This window comes from Buttiauxella sp. 3AFRM03 (assembly GCF_003675305.1).
In the GTDB taxonomy this organism is placed as follows: Bacteria; Pseudomonadota; Gammaproteobacteria; order Enterobacterales; family Enterobacteriaceae; genus Buttiauxella; species Buttiauxella ferragutiae.
In genome coordinates, this window is sequence record NZ_CP033076.1 from 3,234,154 (window position 1) to 3,256,975 (window position 22,822).

General features: G+C 51.6%; 18 protein-coding genes and 1 pseudogene. 9 read left to right on the forward strand and 10 right to left on the reverse strand.

The window, feature by feature from the left end; all coding sequences use genetic code 11:
- Positions 1 to 139 precede the first annotated feature (139 nt).
- Positions 140 to 925, forward strand: coding sequence for a winged helix-turn-helix domain-containing protein (locus D8682_RS16470; RefSeq protein WP_121814709.1), 786 nt, complete (start codon positions 140 to 142; stop codon positions 923 to 925).
- The gene (locus D8682_RS16475; protein WP_121814710.1) at positions 915 to 1,388 is read left to right on the forward strand and encodes a hypothetical protein; all 474 of its coding nucleotides are present in this window, start codon (positions 915 to 917) and stop codon (positions 1,386 to 1,388) included. Before D8682_RS16470 ends, D8682_RS16475 begins: the two co-directional genes overlap by 11 nt.
- Before the next feature lie 3 nt (positions 1,389 to 1,391).
- Here D8682_RS16475 and D8682_RS16480 read toward each other — a convergent pair whose 3' ends face one another.
- Complete coding sequence (locus D8682_RS16480; protein ID WP_121814711.1) at positions 1,392 to 2,216, reverse strand: AraC family transcriptional regulator; 825 nt, start codon at positions 2,214 to 2,216, stop codon at positions 1,392 to 1,394.
- 238 nt (positions 2,217 to 2,454) lie between these two features.
- On the opposite strand from D8682_RS16480, the gene D8682_RS16485 reads away from it, so the two are divergent.
- Both D8682_RS16485 and D8682_RS16490 read left to right on the forward strand, forming a co-directional pair.
- The gene (locus D8682_RS16485) at positions 2,455 to 3,840 is read left to right on the forward strand and encodes an MFS transporter (RefSeq protein ID WP_121814712.1); all 1,386 of its coding nucleotides are present in this window, start codon (positions 2,455 to 2,457) and stop codon (positions 3,838 to 3,840) included.
- A gap of 9 nt (positions 3,841 to 3,849) precedes the next feature.
- On the forward strand, positions 3,850 to 5,817 hold the full coding sequence (locus tag D8682_RS16490) for a glycoside hydrolase family 127 protein (protein WP_121814713.1): 1,968 nt from the start codon (positions 3,850 to 3,852) through the stop codon (positions 5,815 to 5,817).
- 54 nt (positions 5,818 to 5,871) lie between these two features.
- Here the strand turns inward: D8682_RS16490 and D8682_RS16495 are convergent, their stop codons facing one another.
- Positions 5,872 to 6,741 (reverse strand): ROK family protein, encoded by an 870-nt coding sequence (locus D8682_RS16495; RefSeq protein ID WP_121814714.1) that lies wholly within the window; start codon positions 6,739 to 6,741, stop codon positions 5,872 to 5,874.
- Positions 6,742 to 6,920: 179 nt separating this feature from the next.
- On the opposite strand from D8682_RS16495, the gene D8682_RS16500 reads away from it, so the two are divergent.
- A complete protein-coding gene (locus tag D8682_RS16500; RefSeq protein WP_121814715.1) occupies positions 6,921 to 8,459 on the forward strand; it encodes an aldehyde dehydrogenase family protein in 1,539 nt (512 codons plus the stop codon).
- Between the two features lie 82 nt (positions 8,460 to 8,541).
- On the opposite strand, the gene D8682_RS16505 is transcribed toward D8682_RS16500, so the two are convergent.
- The 4 genes from D8682_RS16505 to D8682_RS16520 all read right to left on the reverse strand — a co-directional run bounded on the left by D8682_RS16505 (position 8,542) and on the right by D8682_RS16520 (position 13,781).
- On the reverse strand, positions 8,542 to 9,621 hold the full coding sequence (locus tag D8682_RS16505; protein WP_121814716.1) for a type I restriction endonuclease: 1,080 nt from the start codon (positions 9,619 to 9,621) through the stop codon (positions 8,542 to 8,544).
- A gap of 248 nt (positions 9,622 to 9,869) precedes the next feature.
- Positions 9,870 to 11,717: a selenocysteine-specific translation elongation factor gene (selB, locus tag D8682_RS16510; protein ID WP_121814717.1), complete on the reverse strand. Its 1,848-nt coding sequence runs from the start codon at positions 11,715 to 11,717 to the stop codon at positions 9,870 to 9,872.
- Entirely contained in the window at positions 11,714 to 13,102 is a 1,389-nt protein-coding gene (gene selA, locus D8682_RS16515; RefSeq protein ID WP_064542574.1) for an L-seryl-tRNA(Sec) selenium transferase, read from the reverse strand. Before selA ends, selB begins: the two co-directional genes overlap by 4 nt.
- A gap of 70 nt (positions 13,103 to 13,172) precedes the next feature.
- The gene (locus tag D8682_RS16520; protein WP_064542492.1) at positions 13,173 to 13,781 is read right to left on the reverse strand and encodes a glutathione S-transferase; all 609 of its coding nucleotides are present in this window, start codon (positions 13,779 to 13,781) and stop codon (positions 13,173 to 13,175) included.
- A gap of 484 nt (positions 13,782 to 14,265) precedes the next feature.
- On the opposite strand from D8682_RS16520, the gene D8682_RS16525 reads away from it, so the two are divergent.
- From D8682_RS16525 to D8682_RS16540, 4 genes and pseudogenes are all read left to right on the forward strand, one after another.
- Positions 14,266 to 16,185 carry a PTS mannitol transporter subunit IICBA gene (locus D8682_RS16525; RefSeq protein ID WP_121814718.1) on the forward strand — a complete coding sequence of 640 codons (1,920 nt, stop codon included), beginning with the start codon at positions 14,266 to 14,268 and terminating at the stop codon, positions 16,183 to 16,185.
- 176 nt (positions 16,186 to 16,361) lie between these two features.
- A complete protein-coding gene (gene mtlD, locus D8682_RS16530; protein ID WP_064542498.1) occupies positions 16,362 to 17,507 on the forward strand; it encodes a mannitol-1-phosphate 5-dehydrogenase in 1,146 nt (381 codons plus the stop codon).
- Between the two features lie 55 nt (positions 17,508 to 17,562).
- Positions 17,563 to 18,096 (forward strand): annotated as a pseudogene (locus tag D8682_RS16535) (MltR family transcriptional regulator); the annotation flags it as partial.
- 83 nt (positions 18,097 to 18,179) lie between these two features.
- Positions 18,180 to 18,542, forward strand: a complete 363-nt coding sequence (locus tag D8682_RS16540; RefSeq protein ID WP_034499383.1) for a YibL family ribosome-associated protein — start codon at positions 18,180 to 18,182, stop codon at positions 18,540 to 18,542.
- A gap of 99 nt (positions 18,543 to 18,641) precedes the next feature.
- On the opposite strand, the gene ghrB is transcribed toward D8682_RS16540, so the two are convergent.
- From ghrB to D8682_RS16560, 4 genes are all read right to left on the reverse strand, one after another.
- Positions 18,642 to 19,616, reverse strand: coding sequence for a glyoxylate/hydroxypyruvate reductase GhrB (gene ghrB, locus D8682_RS16545; protein ID WP_064542504.1), 975 nt, complete (start codon positions 19,614 to 19,616; stop codon positions 18,642 to 18,644).
- A 61-nt stretch (positions 19,617 to 19,677) separates the two neighbouring features.
- The gene (locus D8682_RS16550; protein WP_121814719.1) at positions 19,678 to 20,976 is read right to left on the reverse strand and encodes an MFS transporter; all 1,299 of its coding nucleotides are present in this window, start codon (positions 20,974 to 20,976) and stop codon (positions 19,678 to 19,680) included.
- Between the two features lie 144 nt (positions 20,977 to 21,120).
- Entirely contained in the window at positions 21,121 to 22,059 is a 939-nt protein-coding gene (locus tag D8682_RS16555) for a sugar kinase (RefSeq protein WP_121814720.1), read from the reverse strand.
- 3 nt (positions 22,060 to 22,062) lie between these two features.
- Entirely contained in the window at positions 22,063 to 22,812 is a 750-nt protein-coding gene (locus D8682_RS16560) for a sugar phosphate isomerase/epimerase (protein ID WP_064542513.1), read from the reverse strand.
- Positions 22,813 to 22,822 lie beyond the last annotated feature (10 nt).

A 22,822-nucleotide genomic window follows, 5' to 3' on the forward strand; every position in this document is an offset into this window, starting at 1 on the left:
GCTCGCACAGAGAGTGGCTACGGATGCTGCTCTTGTAATGGATTGATTTTAAGAGGAAAAAATCTGAATAAGATTTTTTCTCAGGGAAACTCATGCAAAAGGCTTTATTGACCGAATAGGTTGTGGCGAGGATGACAACATGAACACCGTCTTTTTAATCAATGAAACCGTGCTGTTTGACCCGGACGAACACAGCCTGCGGCCGATGGATGGGCAGCCTGGCAGCAAAGTGGTTATCCACACGCCAGCAAGTGAATGCTTATTGCTTTTGCTTCGCCACAACCAACAGGTATTAACGCAGAGATTTCTCTTTGAGCAAGTGTGGGAAAAGCACGGTGCGGTGGTCACCACTAATGCGCTCTATCAAAGTATCGCATCGCTAAGAAAAGGGCTTCAGTCAGCGGGGCTTGCGGAAAACATCATTAAAACCGTACCAAAAATGGGGTTTAAATCAATTGCCACGCTACGTGAGGGAACAATAACTGACTTTATTACGCCTGTGGAGGCTACCGTTTTATCGCCCGCGCCTAAAGTTGAACAGCCAGGCGTTCAGCCTCACAACCTTGCTGCGTGCCACTATTCACGCTGGGCGTATCTGGCTGCTGGAGTGGCATTTATTATTTCCTGCGGTGTGCTTTATCACCAACAGTCTGGCGGTGAATCCCACTATTCCGATTACAGCTATATAGGGCAGGTCAACGGTTGTGCTCTTTATTCTTCCTGGTCTGGCGAGGAGAAAAGTCTGCATACTTTTAAGTTGTTGGATAAACGTTATCCCCTTGCCTGTGAGTCTGGCGGTGTCGCTTATTTGACCCTTAACCGTTCTCTGCAGGGTTTGTCGGTACTGCTGTGTAACCGAAAAATTGAATACAGTAATGCAGAATGCCAATCCTACATATTCAGGAAAGATCGCTATGAAGCTTAAAAAAAGGGGGATGTGTTGGGTGTTGATTATTGTATTGATTGCGTTGCCATTACTTTTTGCCTGGTACCAGTCTTACAAACGCGATCACTTTTCCTGTGATGCGACTGCGACCATTATTGGCGAAAATATCGTCTATGAAATGCTGACCCATTTTACCTTTGAAAACGGAAAGGGAGTTTACACGTCGCTTGGGCAACTTCATGAAAAAGGTAAGCCTGAGTTGAATACCAATAACCACTTCACTTTTAAATACTGGCATCAGGATGACAATATCATCATGATTTCGACAGAAAGCAGCGGCGTTGAGAATTTATTTGGCCAGTATTTCCCGCAAACACCGGACTTCTTCCTGTACCGTGAACGCGGTATTAGCCTGCAAGTTGAGCGTGAAAATGCTTCGAGTTATTTGTTCAGCTACGATGGCACACCGCTGTTTTATTGTATGCAGGCAAAGCAGAAATAAGCCTCAGTCCGAATTTATATGCACCTTACAATAACGCCGCTTCCAGGCGGCGGGTGTTAATCCCATTTTTTTACGAAACACCTTCCTGAAATAACTCACATCCTGAAATCCGCAACGTTCGGCGACTTCGCTCAATGAGCAGGAGTCGGTAATCAGCATTTTTTCAGCGCACAACACGCGCTGGCGGTGAATGGCATCGGTAATGGTTAGCTGAAAAGTCTGGCGATAAACGCGGCCAAGATAATCCGCATTACAATGTAGCTGGCTGGCTAGTGTTGAGGTGGAAACTGGCAAATGAAATTGGGTGCGAATTAACTGCTGTGCTTTGTAGGCAAGGGCCGCGCCACTGTTATCGGCCTGTATACTGTCGTGCGCCGCCACGGAAAGTTGCTGCATGATCAGCAATAAAATTAATTCCAGTGCGCTGCTGCGCGTCATGGATTCTTGTTCGCTTAAAAACTGACGGAATAACGAAATAACGTATTGGGGATTAAGAACTTGCCCGTGTTGGGGTAACGAGATTAACGATGCCGGAAAATCTGTTTTTTTGTCACACTGCGGAGTGAGTTCAAAATGAAGCCAGTAGAATTTTAAGTCTGCCGGGAAGGTTCCTGTGCCGACGTGTTTTCGATGTGGCCAAAGTAATAAACTCTCACCTTCTCTGACGCTAAATAGTGTGTCGTCCTCACGGATCGTAAGTGTCCCTTTTTCAACGAAAATTAATTCCCATGAGTCCAGTTCACGTTGCGGATGGCTGCCGATGCCACGCGAAATAAACAAGCCGCCATTTTGCACTGAAATGGGTAAAGATATTTTTAAATCAAACAATTATATTCTCCTTTAATCCATTCACACTGCGGCAGTGTAGATAAAATAAACTGCCCGATGGGATTGTTAACGGCGTTTGGCGATCTCCTTCACAGTTTTATCTTCAGGTCGGAATTGTCATCTTTTTATACTTTGTTATCGCCTTGTTGGTATTGAGATTGAATGCAAAATTATTCGGGTACTTTGCAAATACAAAAAATAATAACTCCAGACTTCTTACCCGATGCGAGGCTTTATCATGACCTCTACCGCTATAGATAATATTGCTACTTCGGCGTTAAACGGCAGGCTCTCCATACGCGAGAAAATAGGTTACGGATTAGGTGATGCGGGTGGCACCGTTATTACCTGTCTTATCATGAATTTCCTGACCTTTTTCTACACCGATGTTCCCGCTATTGTCGGCACGCTGTTTATCGCACTGCGTGTTTTTGACGCTATTTCCGATCCGTTAATGGGCATTCTGGCTGACCGAACACAAAGTCGCTTTGGCCGCTTCCGTCCGTGGCAGTTATGGGTTGCGGTGCCAATTGGCGTGATCGGTGTGTTGACGTTCACCGTGCCGGATCTCAGTTACAACATGAAAATCCTCTGGGCTTTCGGAACATATCTTTTACTTTCCGTCAGTTACACCGCCATCAACGTACCGTATTGCGCACTGATCAACACCATGACGACGCGCCACGACGAGGTGATTTCCTGCCAGTCCTGGCGTTTTGTATTGTGCGGCGTGGCGGGTTTTTTGGTGTCGGTTGGCTTGCCGTGGCTGGTGGAAATCATCGGCCAGGGTAATGCCGCCAAAGGTTACCAGATGGGTGTCGGCATTTTGTGCGCAGTGGCGGTGGTGATGTTCCTGTGCTGCTTCTTCTGGGTGCGCGAACGGGTGCCGTTGGCGTTAATGGGCAAGTTCACGCTGCGCGAACACCTGGCGGGCTTGCGCAAAAACGACCAGTTATTGTTGAGTCTGGTGATGTCATTCTTGCTGATCAACGTCTTTAACCTGCGCGGCGGCGGCTACATGTATTTCATCACTTACGTGCTGCAAGGCAGCGCCGGTTTTGCCTCGTTGTTCTTCACCATGGTGACCTTCGCCTCGATTCTCGGTGCGGTGATCGTCAACCCGCTGGCGAAGCGGTTCGATACCGTCAAACTCTATTACTACACCAACCTGGTGCTGGCGCTACTTGCCGTTGGCATGTGGCTGTTGCCCACTGGCGCGGCGTTCCAGACGTTATGGCTGGTGGTAATACTGGCCAACGGCGTGATCCTCGGCTTTACGCTGCCACTGCACTTTTCCATCATGGCGTTTGCCGATGACTACGGCGAATGGAAAACCGGCGTGCGCTCATCGGGTATGAACTTCGCCTTCAATCTGTTCTTCATCAAATTAGCCTGGGCCGCCAGTGCTGGAATCATCAGCCTGGTGTTTATTTTCGTGGCGTATCAGCCTGGCCCTGAGCACCAAACGGCGGCGTCGCTCTCCGGCATTACGGCGCTGGAAACCCTGCTGCCAGCCGTATTCCATTTGTTACTGGCTCTGGCGATTCGCCGTTGCCGCCTGAATAACCCGATGATGGCGCAGATTTCCACTGACTTACGTCAGCGCCATGTCCAGACAGCCTGAGGAGTTGTTATGAATCAGCCCGATGTATTACAGGAAGTTGACCTGCACAAACTGAAAGTGACCGATGCGTTTTTGGGCCAGTACCAACGGCTGGTGCGCGATGTGGTGATTCCCTATCAGTGGGATGCATTGAACGACCGCATTACCGAAGCTGACCCAAGCCACGCCATCGAAAACTTTGAGATAGCCGCAGGGCGCAAAGACGGCGAGTTTTACGGCATGGTTTTCCAGGACAGCGACGTGGCGAAATGGCTGGAAGCGGTGGCGTGGTCGCTGTGCCAGAAGCCAAATGCTGAGCTTGAAAAAACCGCCGATGAAGTGATCGAACTGATCGAGGCAGCGCAGTGCGAAGACGGTTATCTGAATACTTATTTCACGGTGAAAGAACCGACGCTGCGCTGGACGAATCTCGCCGAATGCCATGAGCTTTACTGCGCCGGGCACATGATTGAAGCGGGTGTCGCGTTCTTCCAGGCAACCGGTAAGCGCCGTTTACTGGAGGTGGTTTGCCGCCTGGCTGACCATATCGACTGCGTGTTTGGCCCCGGCGTTAACCAGCTACACGGTTACCCCGGTCACCCGGAAATCGAACTGGCGCTGATGCGTTTGTATGAAGTGACCGACAATCCGCGCTATTTAAATCTGGTGAATTACTTTGTTGAAGAACGTGGCGCACAGCCGCATTTCTACGACATCGAATATGAAAAACGTGGGCGTACTTCGCACTGGAATATTCACGGCCCGGCGTGGATGGTGAAAGACAAAGCCTACAGCCAGGCACATGAACCGCTGGCCTTGCAGCAAACGGCGATTGGCCACGCGGTGCGGTTTGTCTACCTGATGGCGGGAGTAGCGCACCTGGCGCGGCTGCATAAAGACGAAGAAAAACGCCAGACCTGCCTGCGCTTGTGGGACAACATGGTGCAGCGCCAGATGTACATTACCGGCGGCATTGGCTCACAAAGCAGCGGCGAAGCGTTCAGCTCGGATTACGATTTACCAAACGACACGGTGTACGCCGAAAGCTGCGCGTCCATCGGCCTGATGATGTACGCCCGCCGCATGTTGCAGATGGAAGCTGACAGCCGCTTTGCCGACGTGATGGAACGCGCGCTGTATAACACGGTGCTGGGTGGAATGGCGCTGGATGGCAAACACTTCTTCTATGTGAATCCGCTGGAAGTGCACCCGAAAACCCTGGCGTTCAACCATATTTACGACCACGTAAAACCGGTTCGCCAGCGCTGGTTTGGTTGCGCCTGTTGCCCGCCGAACATCGCCCGCGTGCTGACTTCGCTCGGCCATTACATTTACACCCCGCAACCGGAGGCGCTCTACGTTCATTTATACGTCGGCAATGAGATGGACGTTCCAGTGGGTAACAAATCTCTGGGGCTGAAAATCAGTGGGGATTATCCATGGCATGAGCAGGTGGAAATAGCGGTGACTTCACCTCAACCCGTGCAACACACCATTGCACTGCGTATGCCGGACTGGTGCTCACAGCCGTCTGTGATGCTTAACGGTGAAACGTGTCAGGGTGAAATGCGTAAGGGTTACTTGCACATCACGCGTACCTGGCAAGAGGGCGATCGCATCGCCATGACGTTACCGATGCCAGTGCGCCGGGTGTATGGCAACCCGCTGTTGCGCCATGTCGCCGGGAAAGTCGCGGTGCAACGTGGTCCACTGGTCTACTGCCTTGAAGAGGCCGATAACGGTGCAGAGCTGCATAACTTATGGTTGCCGAAAGACAGCACATTTAACCTGATTGAGGGCAAAGGCATTTTCGCCCACAAAGTGCTGATTCAGGCCGATGGCCTGTGCATGGCAAGCAAACAGGCTGAACAGCAGGCGCTGTATCACTACGACAAATCTCCAGTGACCGCGGAGCCAAAAAAACTGACCTTTATTCCGTGGTTTAGTTGGGCAAACCGCGGGGAAGGGGAAATGCGTATTTGGGTTAATGGCGAGTGATGAGACTTTTGTAAGGTGGATTAGCGTAAGCGACATCCACCAAAATCTTGTTATCTACTTCTGCTTTGCCAACCATACCGCTCCGAGCATTCCTGCTTTATTACCGAGTTTGCAGGGGCGAATCGGGACTTTCAGTACATCCCAAAATTTAAAGCCTTCGAGGTGGCGCTCCAGCATCGGATACAGCATTGGCTGGGTGCTGACGCCGCCACCAAGCAAAATGGCTTGTGGATCAAACAGCGATACCACGCTGTAAATGCCGCGCGCCAGGTATTTCACCCAGTTGTCGATAACGCCCTGAATATGCAGATCTGTTTCGGCACGGGCAAAAATATCTCGGCCGTTGATTTTCTCTTCGGCGGGGATGTTCATCTCACGCCGACACGCTTCCATCAGCCCTTTCGCCGAGGCAAGCTGGTGCATATCTTCACCGTATTTGCCCACTGGCAGTACGCCAAATTCGCCCGCCCTGAAATGGGAGCCACGCATTAATTCGCGGTTGACGATAATGCCGCCGCCGATACCAGTACCAATCGTGATGCAGACCAGCGAGTCATATTCATTGCCCGCGCCCAGCCACATCTCACCGAGAGCTGCACAGTTGGCGTCATTTTCAACGGTGATCGGAAGGTCGGTCAGCGCACCGAAAATCTCCAGTAGGTTGCTGCCATCAAGAAACTCTAGCGCGCCCGCCTTAGGGACATTCCCGGTGTGTGGGTTGATGTATCCGGGGAAGCTGATAGCAATCCCGGCAATTTCATTATGCTGCCGATAACCTGCCACCACACTTTGCCAGGCATCCAGAAACAGCTGCTTGTCGTAGTGGGTGTCATATTCTTCGGCAATCAGCACCTCGCCATCTTCAGTGAACAAACCGTGCTTAACATGAGTACCGCCTACGTCGAAGCCTATAAAGAGGCGCATGAGCAATCCTTGTTGGAAAGGCAAAATTTAAGTATGTATCAAAACCAATAGCCTGCAGGTTGAATACTCCTAATCATTCGATGACTAATCCGTGACCTGTGTCGTAAAGCCTCTAAACACTGGCGAAGAAATCACCACTGCCGACTACGCTTGAGAGTGCAAACGACAAGGAGATACCGATGACAAATAATCCTCCCGATAGCCGAATTATCCCCGGCGAGTATGGTTTCCCACTCAAACTTAAACCGCGTTATGACAACTTTATTGGTGGCCAATGGGTGCCGCCAGTCGACGGCAAATACTACGAAAACCTGACCCCAGTGACCGGCCAGCCGCTGTGCGAGATAGCCAGTTCCAGTAAAGGCGATATCGATTTAGCGCTGGATGCCGCACATGACGCAAAAGCCGGTTGGGGCAGTATGTCTGTTCAGGACCGCGCCAATATCCTGTTCAAAATTGCTGACCGTATGGAACAGAACATTGAACTGCTCGCGGCGGCAGAAACCTGGGATAACGGCAAACCGATCCGTGAAACCAGTGGCGCTGACGTGCCTTTGGCGATCGACCATTTCCGCTATTTTGCTTCCTGCATCCGCGCACAAGAAGGCGGGATCAGTGAAGTTGACGGCGATACTGTGGCGTATCATTTCCACGAACCGCTTGGTGTGGTCGCGCAGATTATTCCGTGGAACTTCCCGTTGCTGATGGCGAGCTGGAAAATGGCTCCGGCACTGGCGGCAGGTAACTGCGTCGTGTTGAAGCCAGCGCGTCTGACGCCGCTGTCAGTTTTGTTGCTGATGGAGCTGGTGGGCGATTTACTGCCGCCGGGTGTTATCAACGTGGTGAATGGCGCCGGTGGTGAAATCGGTGAATATTTGGCGACCTCAAAACGTATCGCCAAAGTGGCATTTACCGGCTCGACGGAAGTCGGACAGCAGATCATGCAGTATGCGACGCAGAATATTATTCCGGTAACGCTGGAGCTGGGCGGCAAATCCCCAAACATCTTCTTTGCTGATGTGATGGACGAAGAGGATGCGTTTTTCGACAAGGCGCTGGAAGGCTTCGCGCTGTTTGCCTTTAACCAGGGCGAAGTGTGTACCTGCCCGAGCCGCGCGCTGGTGCAGGAATCCATCTACGAACGCTTTATGGAACGCGCCATTCGCCGCGTTGAGTCTATCCGTAGCGGCAACCCGCTGGACTCGCGGACACAAATGGGGGCGCAGGTTTCACAAGGGCAGATGGAAACCATCCTCAACTACATTGATATCGGTAAGAAAGAGGGCGCGGATGTGCTCACTGGCGGGCGTCGTAAAGCACTGGAAGGCGACCTGAAAGCCGGTTATTACCTCGAGCCGACGATTTTGTTTGGTAAAAACAACATGCGTGTTTTCCAGGAAGAGATCTTCGGCCCGGTACTCGCTGTGACAACCTTCAAAACCATGGAAGAGGCGCTGGAACTGGCGAACGACACTGAATACGGCCTCGGCGCAGGTGTCTGGATCCGTAACGGCAATCTGGCTTACAAAATGGGCCGTGGCATTCAGGCTGGGCGCGTGTGGACGAACTGTTATCATGCTTATCCGGCACATGCCGCGTTTGGGGGTTATAAGCAATCTGGCATCGGGCGCGAAACCCATAAAATGATGCTGGAGCATTATCAGCAGACTAAATGTTTGCTGGTGAGTTATTCCGATAAGCCGTTAGGGTTGTTCTGATAGGCGGGAAATAGGGTAGGGCGAAGGGGATTGGTTTTGCTCCTTCACCCTACAAACTGCTCTTACGATAATCTGTGCAAAATTAATCGTATAAACAGGCTGTATTTTTTAAAACATCGGCATGGTTATAGATTTCATCCAGCGAAGAAATTGGATGGCGTGTTTCAATTTTATCCGCGTCAAATATACCAAGATATTTTTGGCTACGATTAAAGTGCAAGCGACATATTGGCTTGCGATTATTATCATCAAGCAATATTCCAAAATAGCTTTTTGTGTCTCGCTGGCTTATTCGACCTGCATCTACCACCGTACGCACAATGGCTTTTACAATGTGGTAGCCCTCGAGTTCATCCAGGGTGGTCTGGATTTCATTTTCGTCGGTCGCTTCTGTCTCTCCCGTTTCTGAGCCTTGCGTGCTTTCTGAAGCAATAACAGGGATCTGTACACCGCTCATAGCCGATTTTAATCTTTCGTTTATTTGATCATTCAGAAATTGGCTGGCTGCTTTTCTGGTTAATTCTGTAAATGACTCTCGAACCTTTTGAGTAATGATTCCGTCATAGACTCTCGATGCAAAGAATTTTACAAAATCTTCATCGGGGGATGAAAACTGCAAACTAATCAGTTTCTTAATTTGGCTAACGTACTTCAGTTCACCTGCGGCATTAATAATCGACTCAACGTCAAATGCTGATTTTGTCAGTTTCCGTAATTCCGGAAGCACGTACTCATCAATATCGAGCAAATCAAATTCCAGGAAGGGTTTTTCATCCATCTTATTAGGAGAGTCAAGGTCGGTGAAGAATTTATAAACCTGTCCATTTGTCAGAATTGAAATGCGTGCATTTGTAACATGAAAATATCGGAATAGCTGAGAGGCATGGTTTAGATTTAGTGCATCACCAATTTTCTTACATTCAATCAGGATTTGTACTTCACCATTTTTAAAAATGGCATAATCGATTTTTTCGCCCTTTTTGGTTCCAACATCACAGATGAATTCTGGAACAACCTCTGTTGGATCAAAGACATCGTAACCTAATACGTTATGGATAAATGGCATGACAAACGCGGTTTTCGTTGCTTCTTCAGTTTGAATTGCAGTTGCTTGCTGTTTTATTTTTGCCGAAAGTGTGTTTAATTTTTCCATAAAATCCATGGCATAAACCTCGTCGGTGGGAATATCCCAATACTCCTTTAAGTTGAGAGAAAAAAACTTGAAGTGCGTCAGAAAGAACAATGTGGTTAGGTAGTTAGGTGGGATTTTGCTGGATTTATCTCAGGTTTTACAACATGGCAGCATGCTTATGATTTCTTTTTCCGTCTCAAGATTTTCCAGGAGATTATTTAACGCATCACTAATCGCTGCTTTATTCACATTAGTGATGCGTTAACCGGGTTATGTCGTTATTTCTCAACCATAAACAACGCTTTATCGCGCAGTAAATGGTCGTTTCCACGGCGGCGGGTAAAACCAATGCGGTCGAAATATTCGAGAATTTGCACCGCAAGTTTACGCCCCACGCCCAGGCTGTCGCGGAAATCTGCCGCGCTGGTGGCACCTTGCGTTTGATCCAGTTCACGGATCAAATTGGCGAAAACCTGAATCCGATCGTTACGATAATAACGATCTTTTATGATCGCCGTGACCAGCCCAAGTTGGGCGGCAAAGCGCAATAGCTGGCGCATTGCTTGTTCGTCTTGCTGAGTTTCCCGCGCTAAATCGCGTACCCACCATGGCTCATCACCAAATAACGCATCAACTTTTTGCCACACTGCCAGTTGTTCTGCAGAAAAACCCGGTTTGTGATCGGGCAGGTGCAGCCAGCCCTGGCGGCTAGCCAACAATCCTTCCTGACGCATTTTTTCTATCAGCGCCAGAACCAATGGTTCATCTTCACTCGGTAGTGCCATGCGGCGCAGGCGCTCGCGCCCAGGGCCGGGTTGGTCATCATGCTGTTGATGATAACGTTCGAGAGTGTCGAGCAGTTTTTGTTTCCAGCGGGCGGCCATTTCATCGCTGAGCAGGCTGTTACCCGCGCGCAAAAAATCGGGATGGGTCAGTAATTCCTGCAATCCCTGGGTCGTCAGTTGCCGTGCCCAGGCGAAGTCAGTTAGCGTGACGGCGCTGCGCTGCAAATGAATGTCGAGCGTCTGGCGGTCAGTTTCCGCATGTTTAAGTTGCTGTAACCACGCCAAAAATGCGGGCTGACGTTTACCACGGCGTGGTGCATGCAGCAGTATTGCGCGCGCACCTGCAAGCGTAACCCGAGCACTAATATCACGCAGTACCAGACGGTCGTTTTCGGCAAGCCACAGCGGGACATCTAAAACCAGTTCGGCAAGGTCATCTTCCAGTAGCGATATACGCCCGGTGACGTGGCTGGCAGCGTGGTGAATATGCAGCGGTTGCCATTGTTGTAGTGGGGCGTGGCTTTGCAACTGAACAATCACCCGCTCTACCGGTTGCAGGGGTTTTTCAGCCAGTAACCAGTCGCCGCGTTTGATATCGAGCTTTTCCGCATCGCCGCTGATATTGAGCGCGATACGCTGCCCGGCACAGGCGGTGTCAGTTTTGCTGTTTTGCGCATGCAGCCCGCGCACGCGCATCGGTTTATCGGCACCAGTTAGCCACAATGAATCGCCCACCTTCACTTCGCCACTTAACGCCGTGCCGGTCGCCACCAGGCCAGAACCTTTTACGGTAAAAGCGCGGTCAATGGCGAGGCGGAAGCGGTGCTGACGCGGATGTGCACGTTCGGGCAATGAAAGGAGGTGCGCACGTAGTTCGTCAATTCCGCTACCACTGGTGGCTGCGGTGACAAATAAAGTGGCATCTTGCCAGCCAAATTCACTGAGTGTTGCTAGTACGGCTTCGCGCACTTCATCAATACGCGATTCACTCACGCGGTCGGCTTTGGTTAAGGCGACAGTGAGCGACGGTTTCCCGGTTAATTGCAGGATGGCCAGATGTTCGCGTGTTTGCGCCATCACTCCATCATCGCATGCCACCACTAACAGCGCGTGATCGATTCCACCCACGCCCGCCAGCATATTGGCGAGGAATTTTTCATGTCCTGGCACATCAATAAAACCAGGAATGCGGCCATCGGGTTGCGGCCAGTAGGCGTAACCGAGGTCGATGGTCATGCCGCGTTTTTTTTCCTCTGGCAGACGGTCAGCATTCACGCCAGTTATGGCTTGCAGCAGGGTGGTTTTGCCGTGGTCAACGTGACCGGCGGTGGCAATAATCATCGGTTCAGGCTCTCCATGAAACCAGCTTCATCTTCCAGACAGCGTAAATCCAGCCATAAACGCCCATCGTTGATGCGGCCAATAATCGGTGTGGATGAATCGCGCAGGTTCTCTACCAGCGTGTTTAGCGTGGTGCCGCGGCCATCTTTTGGTGTGAAAGTCAGCGCTGAGCTGGGTAAGCGGTCAACCGGTAGCGATCCGCTGCCAATTTGCGATAAGCAAGGCTCGACGCAAACAGTAAACTGCTCGCCATATTTACCCTCAAAAGCAGGCAACAGACGCTGTGCAAGGTCTGTGATTTCACTGGCATCACGCGTTAACAGGCGTAATGTCGGCAATCTTTCAACCAGCGTTTCTGGATGTTGATACAGACGTAATGTGGCTTCCAGTGCCGCAAGTGTCATTTTATCGGCGCGCAACGCGCGTTTGAGAGGATGTTGCTGAATGCGGGCAATCAGCTCTTTTTTGCCAACGATAATGCCCGCTTGAGGACCACCAAGCAGTTTGTCGCCGGAGAAACTCACCAGGCTTACGCCTGCGGCAATTAGCTGTTGCGGCATCGGTTCTTCCGGCAAGCCCCACTGGCTGAGATCAACCAGTGAACCGCTACCGAGGTCAGTCACAACAGGAATGTTCAGCTCGTTGCCTAGCTCGACAAGCTCGGCTTCGTCGACTGCTTTAGTAAAGCCCGCAATTTGGTAGTTACTGGTGTGGACTTTCATCAGTAACGCGGTGTTTTCACCGGCGGCCTGACGGTAGTCTTTCAAATGTGTGCGGTTGGTGGTGCCGACTTCGACCAGCTGGCAGCCTGCCTGGCGCATCACATCCGGGATACGGAATGCTCCACCGATTTCCACCAGTTCACCACGAGATACCACGACTTCTTCGCCACTGGCGCAGGCCGCCAGCATCAACAGCACCGCCGCCGCGTTGTTATTGACGATGCAGGCATCTTCCGCACCGGTCAGCTCGCAAAGCAGGGATGCCAGCGCTTTATCGCGATGCCCACGTTCCGCGCCGTCTAAGTCATATTCCAGCGTGACGGGAGTGCGCATCACTTGTGTCACAGCTTCAATTGCCGCTTCAGACTGCAATGCACGGCCAAGATTGGTATGCAGTACCGTGCCCGTCAGGTTAAACACCGGCTGCAACGCGCTGCGCAGGCCCGATTCAAGACGTGCCTGCACTTGTGCTGCCCAATCGTCATTCCAGTCAGGCAGTTGTTCCTGAGTGCGGATATGCTCGCGCGCGGTTTCCAGCATCGTGCGTAAGGTATTAACCACCTGAGAGTGGCCAAAATTGCGCAGCACCTCGCAAAATGAGGTATCACGTAACAGTTTGTCGATGGCAGGAAGTTGGCTGTACAAGGTGCGATGGGTAGTCATAACAAGCCGCAGAGTGGTGAAATTTCGCATTAGTTTACAGGGGGAGTTGGCCCCCTGTCATGGCGGGAGATCATGCTGTTGGCGGTTCTGTCCTGGCAAAACTTTCCCGTTCGAAAAGTTTCTCGACCAGTTTCACCAGATGTGGCCGCTCTACACACCAGCCTGGGGAAACGCGGCGGAAATTGAGATATCCCACTGCACATGCCACCGCAATGGTTGCCACACACAGGTTTTCGGCATTCAGTTTTTTATCCGCGGCGTATTGTTCGAGCAGCGTCAGGCCACGGCTAATTTTTTCCCGTTGGCGAAGCAGTTCGACTTCAGATTGCTGTTCGATTGGGCGCTGGCGTTCGCGTACTGAAACCAGAGCGGCATCCATGATGCCATCGGCAAGGGCCTCCATTTGGCGCATTTGTAATGCGGCTTGAGGCTCACGCGGGATAAGAGTTGGGGCAATATTCAACAGCTCGAGGTATTCCGCAATCACCGGGGAGTCGAACCAGTATTCGCCCTCGTCGGTGACCAGCGCAGGTACTTTGCCCAGCGGATTGTAATGGGGCGTGGTGCTTTCGGATGTCCACGGGTTGTCGTTTACGAATTCAAAAGTGATGCCTTTTTCCAGCAGTATCACCGATATTTTGCGCACATACGGGCTGGTGTAATTACCGATAAGTTTCATTACATCGTCCATTTTTAATCGACAAACGGTAAGTATGGATCAGGATGCATGAAAAAGTAGTGAAGAGTCGCCTGCCGCTGCGCTGTAATTTTATAACAAAATGAAATGAACGCTTTCGCGATGACTGCCCTGGAGAGCAGTAGGAAAATTTCGATGAAGATATTTTGTGATTAATGTCACATATAAATAACAAAGTGATAATCGAGAAATGTGATTTTAATCACACGTGTGAGTCAATTCAGCGCAAAAAATAGCTGCTGTGTTTTTTTTACACATCAATTATGTGATCAAGATCTCCTGAACATGCTTCGTTACACCCAGTGATGAGTGATCTATATCACATAAAATCCCGTGTACTGGACAGCTTAACGATTCAGTGCCAGATTCGCCTCACTTAGAGCATCTGGCAGCACTGCTTGCCACCACATTAACAATAAACCTCGGGCTGCTTTTTCAGCACGTGAACACAATAAGGGGTGTGCGTATGTCATCCGATATCAAGATCAGAGTGCAAAGCTTTGGTCGTTTCCTGAGTAACATGGTAATGCCAAACATCGGCGCATTTATCGCCTGGGGTATTATCACGGCGTTATTTATTCCAACTGGTTGGTTGCCAAGCGAGACACTGGCGAAACTGGTTGGCCCGATGATTACTTACCTGCTGCCGTTGCTCATCGGTTTTACCGGTGGTCGCTTAATCGGTGGCGACCGTGGTGGTGTGGTCGGTGCGATCACCACTATGGGTGTTATCGTCGGTGCGGATATGCCGATGTTCCTCGGTGCGATGATTGCCGGTCCTCTGGGTGGTTGGGCAATTAAACATTTTGACGCATGGGTTGATGGCAAGATCAAATCCGGCTTTGAAATGCTGGTGAACAACTTCTCCGCTGGCATCATCGGTATGATTCTGGCGATTCTGGCGTTCATGGGTATCGGCCCTGCGGTTGAAGTCCTGTCCAAAATTCTGGCGGCGGGCGTTAACTTCATGGTTGTCCATGACATGCTGCCGCTGGCGTCTATCTTCGTAGAACCTGCGAAAATCCTGTTCCTGAACAACGCAATCAACCACGGTATCTTCTCGCCGCTGGGTATTCAGCAGTCCCACGAGCTGGGCAAATCAATCTTCTTCCTGATTGAAGCAAACCCAGGCCCTGGTATGGGCGTGCTGATGGCGTACATGTTCTTCGGTCGCGGTAATGCTAAGCAGTCTGCGGGCGGCGCGGCAATCATCCACTTCCTGGGCGGTATCCACGAAATTTACTTCCCATATGTGCTGATGAACCCACGTCTGATCCTCGCCGTTATTCTCGGCGGTATGACTGGCGTGTTTACGCTGACTATTCTGAACGGCGGCCTGGTTTCTCCGGCATCTCCGGGTTCAATACTCGCGATTCTGGCGATGACGCCAAAAGGTGCTTACTTCGCTAACATCGCGGCAATCGTTGCAGCAACAGCCGTGTCCTTCGTGGTTTCTGCCATCTTGCTGAAAACAAGCAAGGTTAAAGAAGAAGACGATATCGAAGCAGCGGCTCGCCGTATGGAAGAGATGAAAGCTGAATCCAAAGGCGGCGCTACGCCACTGGCGGTCGGTGCTGGTCTGTCTAACGACCTCAGCCACGTACGTAAAATCATCGTAGCGTGCGATGCAGGCATGGGTTCAAGTGCGATGGGTGCGGGTGTGCTGCGTAAGAAAGTCAGCGATGCGGGTCTGAAAAATATCTCCGTTACTAACTGTGCAATCAACAGTTTGCCGGATGACGTTGACCTGGTGATTACGCACCGTGACCTGACCGAACGTGCGATGCGCCAGGTTCCACAGGCACAGCATATTTCCCTGACTAACTTCCTCGACAGCAGCCTGTACTCCAACCTGACCGAGCGTCTGGTGGCCTCTCATAACCTGAGCGAGAAAGAAGTTAAGGTGATGAGCAGCCTGGAAGACAGCTTTGTGCCAAGCGAAGAAGGGTTGTTCCGCCTTGGTGCCGGTAACGTGTTCCTTGGCCTGACTGCGACAACCAAAGAAGAAGCGATTCGCTTTGCCGGTGAGCAACTGGTGAACGGCGGTTACGTACAGCCTGAATATGTTGATGCGATGTTTGAACGTGAAAAACTGACCCCAACTTATCTGGGCGAAGGCATTGCCGTTCCGCACGGTACGGTTGAAGCGAAAGACCGCGTCCTGAAAACTGGCGTTGTGTTCTGCCAGTATCCGCATGGTGTTCACTTCGGTGAAGAACCTGATGATATTGCCCGCCTGGTTATCGGTATTGCCGCTCGCAATAACGAACACATCCAGGTTATCACCAGCCTGACCAACGCGCTGGATGATGAGTCAGTGATTGAGCGCCTGGCTAACACCACCAGTGTTCAGGAAGTGCTCGACCTGCTGGCAGGTAAGAAGTAGCAGTGGTGGTGTGGGTGGCTCCGGTCGCCCTCACCCCGGCCCTCTCCCCCAGGAGAGGGTGAATACCGATCTAGTCCCCTCTCCCTCAGGGAGAGGGTTAGGGTGAGGGTGGTCAGCACCGCATACCTCCTCACCCGAACCCTCTCGGGTGATTCAAATTTAAGAAGGTGAACGACATGAAAGCATTACATTTTGGCGCAGGTAATATCGGACGTGGCTTTATCGGCAAACTGCTGGCAGATGCCGGTATCCAACTGACCTTTGCGGACGTCAACCAAACCGTTCTTGATGCGCTGAACGCGCGCCATAGCTACCAGGTTCACGTGGTGGGCGAGCAAAAGCAAATCGATACCGTTTCTAATGTGAATGCCGTCAGCAGCATCGGTGACGAGGTCGTCACGCTGATTGCAGAAGTTGACCTGGTCACCACGGCTGTTGGACCAGTCGTGCTGGAACGTATCGCGCCAGCAGTGGCAAAAGGGCTGGTTCTGCGTCGCACCAATGGTAATGAAAAACCACTGAACATTATCGCTTGCGAGAATATGGTGCGTGGCACCAGCCAGCTTAAAGCGCATGTGATGAAGGCGCTTTCTGAGGATGATCAAGCCTGGGTTGAGCAGCATGTTGGCTTCGTGGATTCCGCGGTTGACCGCATCGTGCCTCCTTCTGAATCTGCCACTAACGATCCGCTTGAAGTCACAGTTGAAACATTCAGCGAATGGATTGTTGATAAAACTCAGTTCAAAGGTGACCTGCCAAACATTCCTGGCATGGAACTTACTGATAATCTGATGGCGTTTGTTGAGCGTAAACTCTTCACGCTGAATACCGGCCATGCTATAACCGCGTACCTTGGTCAGCTTGCGGGTCTCCAGACCATTCGCGATGCGATTCTCGATGAGAAAATCCGTGCGGTGGTGAAAGGCGCAATGGATGAAAGTGGTGCGGTGCTGATCAAGCGTTATGGCTTTGATGCAGACAAGCATGCGGCCTATATCCAGAAAATCCTCGGTCGTTTCGAAAACCCGTATCTGAAAGATGATGTGGAACGCGTTGGCCGCCAGCCACTGCGTAAATTAAGCGCGGGCGACCGACTGATTAAACCGTTATTGGGCACTATCGAATACGGTTTACCGCACCAATTCCTGGTTAAAGGTATTGCCGCGGCGATGCATTATCGCAGCGAGCAAGATCCACAAGCGCAGGAACTGGAACAGTTACTGGCAGAAAAAGGCCCACAAGCAGCGCTGGCTGAAATCTCTGGCCTTGATGCTAACAGCGATGTTGTTGCTGAAGCGGTGAATGCTTATAACGGCAAATAGTGATGCAAAGCGGGTGCAGTAGACGCTGCACCCAATAATACTTTTAGTGATGTAGGCAAAGATGGAAGAAACCCAGGCCTTTGAAAACCGTGTGCTTGAGCGTCTTAATGCCGGCAAAACCGTACGCAGCCTGCTGATTGCTGCTGTCGAGCTTCTCACCGAAGCGGTTAATATCCTGGTGATTCAGGTCTTCCGTAAAGACGACTATGCGGTGAAATATGCCGTTGAACCGTTGCTGGAAGGGGATGGCCCGTTAGGGGAGCTTTCTGTACGCCTCAAACTCATCTACGGCCTTGGCGTGCTTAATCGCGCGGAGTACGAAGATTGCGAGCTGCTGATGGCGCTGCGTGAAGAACTTAATCACGACGGTAACGACTACAAATTTACCGACGATGAAATGCTTGGCCCGTTTGGTGAATTGCATTGTGTTTCCGCTCTGCCTCCGACGCCAAAGTTTGTGGATGGCAGCGATCCTGAGCTGATTGCCATGCAGAAACAGCGTTATCAGCAAATTGTTCGTTCCACGATGGTGCTCTCTTTAACCGAGCTGATCTCACGGATCAGCTTAAAAAAAGCCTTCCAGAAGTAATTCTGACCGAACTCCCTTTTCGCCCTCTTAAGCCGAATGGTGTATCCTTGCCAGCAATGAAAGTTATTCACGGTTAATTAAAAATGAAAGAAATCGAAAAAGCAGAAATCAAACGTCTTAGCGATCGCCTCGATCTTATCCGTCACGAGATGCCTGAACTGCATCTGATCAATGACGCTGAAAAGTACGCTGAGATGGAAAAAGAGAAAGCGAAGCTGGAAATTGAGATCGTGCGCCTGCAAGCGGTGCGCAACCAGAAGCTGAGCAAAGAAGCGCAAAAGCTGATGGCGCTGCCGTACAAGCGTCCAATTACCAAGAAAGAACAAGCCAACATGGGTGCCCTGAAAAAAGCAGTGCGCGGCCTGGTTATCGTGCATCCAATGACGGCGTTAGGCCGTGAGATGGGCCTCGAAGAAATGACTGGTTTTTCTAAGACTGATTTCTAATCTGGCTTTAGTCAATATGTCGGGGGCGCTGCGCTTGCCCGACCTACTGGTTATCGTTCGTAGGGCGGATAAGCGCAAGCGTCATCCGCCAACAATCAATTACTTCAATACCTGCGGGTTCACGCAGTTCTCTTTCACCTTGCCACTCAACGCTGCAATTAAGTTATCCACCGCGCAGGCGGCCATGTTGTAGCGGGTTTCGTGGGTCGCGGAACCGATATGCGGCAGCGCCACGACGTTCGGCAGGCTCAGCAGCGGGGAATCAACCGGCAGCGGTTCTTGTTCAAAAACATCCAGCCCAGCGGCGTGAATTTTGCCGTCTACCAGCGCTTGAATCAGTGCCTTTTCGTCAACTACCGGGCCACGTCCGGCGTTAATCAAAATCGCTGAGGATTTCATTTTAGCCAATTGCTCAGCACCAATCAGATGATAAGTTTCGTCCGTCAGCGGCAGAGAAATACAGACGAAATCGGATTCGGCTAACAAGGTATCCAGGTCGCAATAACGTGCGTTAAAACGCTCTTCGGCTTCCTGGTGATGGCGGCGAGCGTTATACAAAATCGGCATGCTAAAGCCGAAGTGCGCACGTTGTGCCAGTGCCAGGCCAATGCGGCCCATGCCCAGAATCCCTAACGTTTTATGGTGCACGTCGATGCCAAACCAATCCGCTCCAATGCTGCCTTGCCATTCGCCCTTTTTCACTCGTTCAGCCACTTCCAGCGCGCGACGTGCGGTCGCCAGTACTAACGTCATCATGGTGTCGGCGACGGTTTCTGTCAGAACTGTTGGCGTGTGCATCAGCGCGATACCGCGCGCGCTCAGTGCATCAACATCAAAATTGTCGTAGCCGACGGAAATGGTCGACGCTGCGCGCAGATTCGGAGTGTGCTCCAGAAACGCTTTATCCACTGTTTCGCTGGAACCCAGAATCCCTTGCGCATCGGCAAAGGCTTGCGCGTTTTGCTTGATGGTTTCCTGGCTTAGGTTATTCAGTTGAGTGACGCTAAAGTGACTTTCAAGACGGGCAAGCAGGTCGTCAGGTAACTTTTTGTAGAGGATGACGGGCGGCTTCATGGCGTTCTCCGTTAAATAGTTATAGACAGGCCTGGCGGTTTAACGGCCGCCGGGCCTGAGATTAGGCGTGGTGTGCTGCCACTGGGACGTGTTGGTTTTTCGCCGGTTTCACAATCAGAGTTAGCCACACTGAGGCGAGCAATGCCACCCCCATAAAGACATAGGAAGCCGACGGGCTGCCCGTTGCACCGTTAAGGTAGCCAACAAACCAGGAGCCAACAAACGAACCGAGCGCCCCCATACTGTTGATTAATGCCATCGCGCCACCCGCGACATTGCGCGGCAACATTTCCGGAATAATCGCAAAGAATGGACCGTATGGCGCATACATTGCTGCACCGGCAATCACCAGCAGGGTGTAGGAAACCCAGAAGTGATCGGCACCAACCAGCCACGAACCGAGGAAGGCCAGCGCGCCAATCAGCAGCAGCGGCCAGACAAACAGCTTACGGTTCTGCATCTTGTCCGAAGCCCAGGAAACCACAATCATCGCGATGGTCGCCGCCAGATACGGAACAGACGACAGCCAGCCCACTTCGACCATGCCCATTCCCGCGGTGCCTGCGCCACGGATGATAGAAGGCAGCCACAGCACGAAGCCATACACGCCGATGCTCCAGCAAAAATACTGCATACACAGCAGCACTACATTGCGCGAACGGAACGCTTCGCTGTAGTTACGCACCGCTTTAATCCCTTGCTGCTCCTCTTCGAGTTGCGCCTGCAACGCGGATTTTTCAGCATCAGATAACCAACCCACTTGCACCGGTTTATCTTTGACCAGTACCCACCATGCGAAGGCCCAGATAACCGCTGGAATGCCTTCAAAAATAAACATTTCACGCCAGCCGAACGCCTGAATCAGGTAGCCAGAAACCACCGACATCCACAACACCGTGACTGGATTACCGAGAATTAAGAAAGTGTTAGCCCGTGAGCGTTCGGATTTAGTAAACCAGTTACTGATGTAAATCAGCATCGCTGGCATTACCGCGGCTTCCACGATGCCGAGGATAAAACGAATCGCCGCCAGCGCCGGAATGTTGCTGACCATGCCGGTTAATGACGCACAACCGCCCCACAAAATCAGGCAGACGAAGATAAGCTTGCGCACGCTGCGGCGTTCGGCGTACATCGCACCCGGTATCTGGAAGAAGAAATAACCGAGGAAAAACAGTGCGCCAAGCAAAGACGAAATCCCTTTGGTGATACCGAGATCGTCGTTAATACCGGCGGCAGAAGCAAAACTAAAGTTGGCACGGTCGAGGTACGCCAGGCTGTACGTGATAAACACGATTGGCATGATGTACCACCAACGTTTTGGCGCGATTACCTTTGATGAAAGGGACTGGGTTTTCATGGGCTTGCCTCTATGTTGAGGAGAGTCGCATCATGCCGAGTGTAGGGCACAGCTGATGCAGTCTTCGTTTATTCGCCAAGCGCGCTACGGGTCGGTAACCCTTCGTTTATTCGCCAAGCGCGCTACGGGTCGGTAACCCTTCGTTTATTCGCCAAGCGCGCTACGGGTCGGTAACCCTTCGCTATCGCCGATGACCTGTATCGCCAGTGAGCCGATTTTATTACCGCGGCTGACGGCATGTTCTAAGGTTTTCCCTTCAAGCAGGGCGCTTATCACACCCACGGCAAAACCGTCGCCTGCGCCGACGGTATCGACGACGTTCTCGACTTTTACCGCGCTTACGGCCCCTTTTTCACCGGAGGCCGTTTTGAACCATGCGCCGTCAGCGCCCGTTTTCAGCACTACGGTCTTAACGCCGTGGTCGAGATAGAAATCGGCAATTGCTTCTGGTGTTTTGTGGCCGGTCAGAATCGCGCCTTCGCTTAACCCTGGCAGCACCCAGTCTGCCTGGAAGGCGAGCTGATTCAATTGTTTAACCATTTCGGCTTCACTTTTCCACAGCACCGGGCGCAGATTCGGGTCAAAAGAAATCGTTTTGCCCTTTTGCTTCATCACGCGGGCGGCATGATTGAGCAACTCAAGTGAGGTATCAGAAAGCGCTGCCGCCACGCCGCTCACATGCAGATGGCGTGCGGAACAAAAGTACTCTTTGTTAAAATCAGCCACTGAAAGATGGCTGGCGGCAGAACCTTTACGGAAGTATTCCACAATGGGATCGGTTCCATTTTCGGCTTTGGATTTAAGCTGGAAGCCGGTTGCGAATCGCTCGTCAGTTGTCACGCCACGGCTGTCGATCTGCTCTTTTGCCAGTTGTTGCCGCACATAATGGCCAAAAGAATCATTACCCACGCGGCTGACCCAACCCACTTTCAGGCCAAGGCGCGCAAGGCCGGTAGCAACGTTCAGTTCAGCGCCCGCCACACGTTTGACGAACTGCTCAGCGGCGGCAAGATCGCCGGTTTGGCTGGCGACAAACATCGCCATCGCTTCACCAATAGTGATGACATCAAGTTGTCTCGACATTGCTTACTCCTCGCGTAATAAGTTGACGTAATGGCGGGTGACAGCAGTCAGGTCGCGGCCTTCGAGCGGGAATTCAATTCCGCGTGGTGCGTCTGCTGGCAGGCTTTTCAGGATTTCCAGCCAGCGAGGTTCGGCATCATCCAGCGCGATGGCGCGATAGTGATAATGGTGCGCCACGGCGGCTTTGACATGGATGTAACTGACCGATGGTGCCAGTACACGTGCGGCGGCTTCCGGCGATTCATCAACCCACAGCCAATTCGCCATATCAAAAGTGAGTGTCACCGGAAGATTCAGCACGTTACAGGCGGCCTGGAAGCGCTGCATCGGCGCAAGCTTGCCGCAGGCTGTTTGATCGTTTTCCACCACCAGTGGCACATCGCTTTGAGCAAGCCACTGCTGCAAAAGCGCAAATTGCTGGCTGCTACGGTAGTTGCCGAGTGAAAGTTTTAACCAGCTGGCGTTGAGCTGGTGGGCTTCAAGCAGCAAAGTAGGGATGAGCGGATTCAGTTTACCGTCTTCAACAAACAGTGGCTCCGGTGCGGAATAACAGGCCTGAAGTTTGTGTTCAGCGATTTGCTGCGCCAGTTCTGGCAGGGCATCAAGCTGGGTGCGGCTAAATAGTTCGCGGCGAATTTCTACACCGTCAGCACCGGCATTGGCGATGACGGGCAGTAGCGCGTGTTGGCCACCCAAAGCGGCGATGCGGTCATGCCCGTAAGCGGCAGTGACAATAATAATTTTTCTCGGCATTAACTTCGTC

Excerpts from the sequence above, each read along its gene's own strand:
- D8682_RS16475 (WP_121814710.1), top strand. The coding sequence starts at position 915 with ATGAAGCTTAAAAAAAGGGGGATGTGTTGGGTGTTGATTATTGTATTG.
- D8682_RS16485 (WP_121814712.1), top strand. The coding sequence starts at position 2,455 with ATGACCTCTACCGCTATAGATAATATTGCTACTTCGGCGTTAAACGGC.
- D8682_RS16525 (WP_121814718.1), top strand. The coding sequence starts at position 14,266 with ATGTCATCCGATATCAAGATCAGAGTGCAAAGCTTTGGTCGTTTCCTG.
- D8682_RS16555 (WP_121814720.1), bottom strand. The coding sequence starts at position 22,059 with ATGTCGAGACAACTTGATGTCATCACTATTGGTGAAGCGATGGCGATG.
- mtlD (WP_064542498.1), top strand. The coding sequence starts at position 16,362 with ATGAAAGCATTACATTTTGGCGCAGGTAATATCGGACGTGGCTTTATC.
- D8682_RS16520 (WP_064542492.1), bottom strand. The coding sequence starts at position 13,781 with ATGAAACTTATCGGTAATTACACCAGCCCGTATGTGCGCAAAATATCG.
- ghrB (WP_064542504.1), bottom strand. The coding sequence starts at position 19,616 with ATGAAGCCGCCCGTCATCCTCTACAAAAAGTTACCTGACGACCTGCTT.
- D8682_RS16470 (WP_121814709.1), top strand. The coding sequence starts at position 140 with ATGAACACCGTCTTTTTAATCAATGAAACCGTGCTGTTTGACCCGGAC.
- D8682_RS16500 (WP_121814715.1), top strand. The coding sequence starts at position 6,921 with ATGACAAATAATCCTCCCGATAGCCGAATTATCCCCGGCGAGTATGGT.
- D8682_RS16540 (WP_034499383.1), top strand. The coding sequence starts at position 18,180 with ATGAAAGAAATCGAAAAAGCAGAAATCAAACGTCTTAGCGATCGCCTC.
- D8682_RS16490 (WP_121814713.1), top strand. The coding sequence starts at position 3,850 with ATGAATCAGCCCGATGTATTACAGGAAGTTGACCTGCACAAACTGAAA.
- D8682_RS16550 (WP_121814719.1), bottom strand. The coding sequence starts at position 20,976 with ATGAAAACCCAGTCCCTTTCATCAAAGGTAATCGCGCCAAAACGTTGG.
- D8682_RS16505 (WP_121814716.1), bottom strand. The coding sequence starts at position 9,621 with ATGGATTTTATGGAAAAATTAAACACACTTTCGGCAAAAATAAAACAG.
- D8682_RS16495 (WP_121814714.1), bottom strand. The coding sequence starts at position 6,741 with ATGCGCCTCTTTATAGGCTTCGACGTAGGCGGTACTCATGTTAAGCAC.
- D8682_RS16560 (WP_064542513.1), bottom strand. The coding sequence starts at position 22,812 with ATGCCGAGAAAAATTATTATTGTCACTGCCGCTTACGGGCATGACCGC.
- selB (WP_121814717.1), bottom strand. The coding sequence starts at position 11,717 with ATGATTATTGCCACCGCCGGTCACGTTGACCACGGCAAAACCACCCTG.
- selA (WP_064542574.1), bottom strand. The coding sequence starts at position 13,102 with ATGACTACCCATCGCACCTTGTACAGCCAACTTCCTGCCATCGACAAA.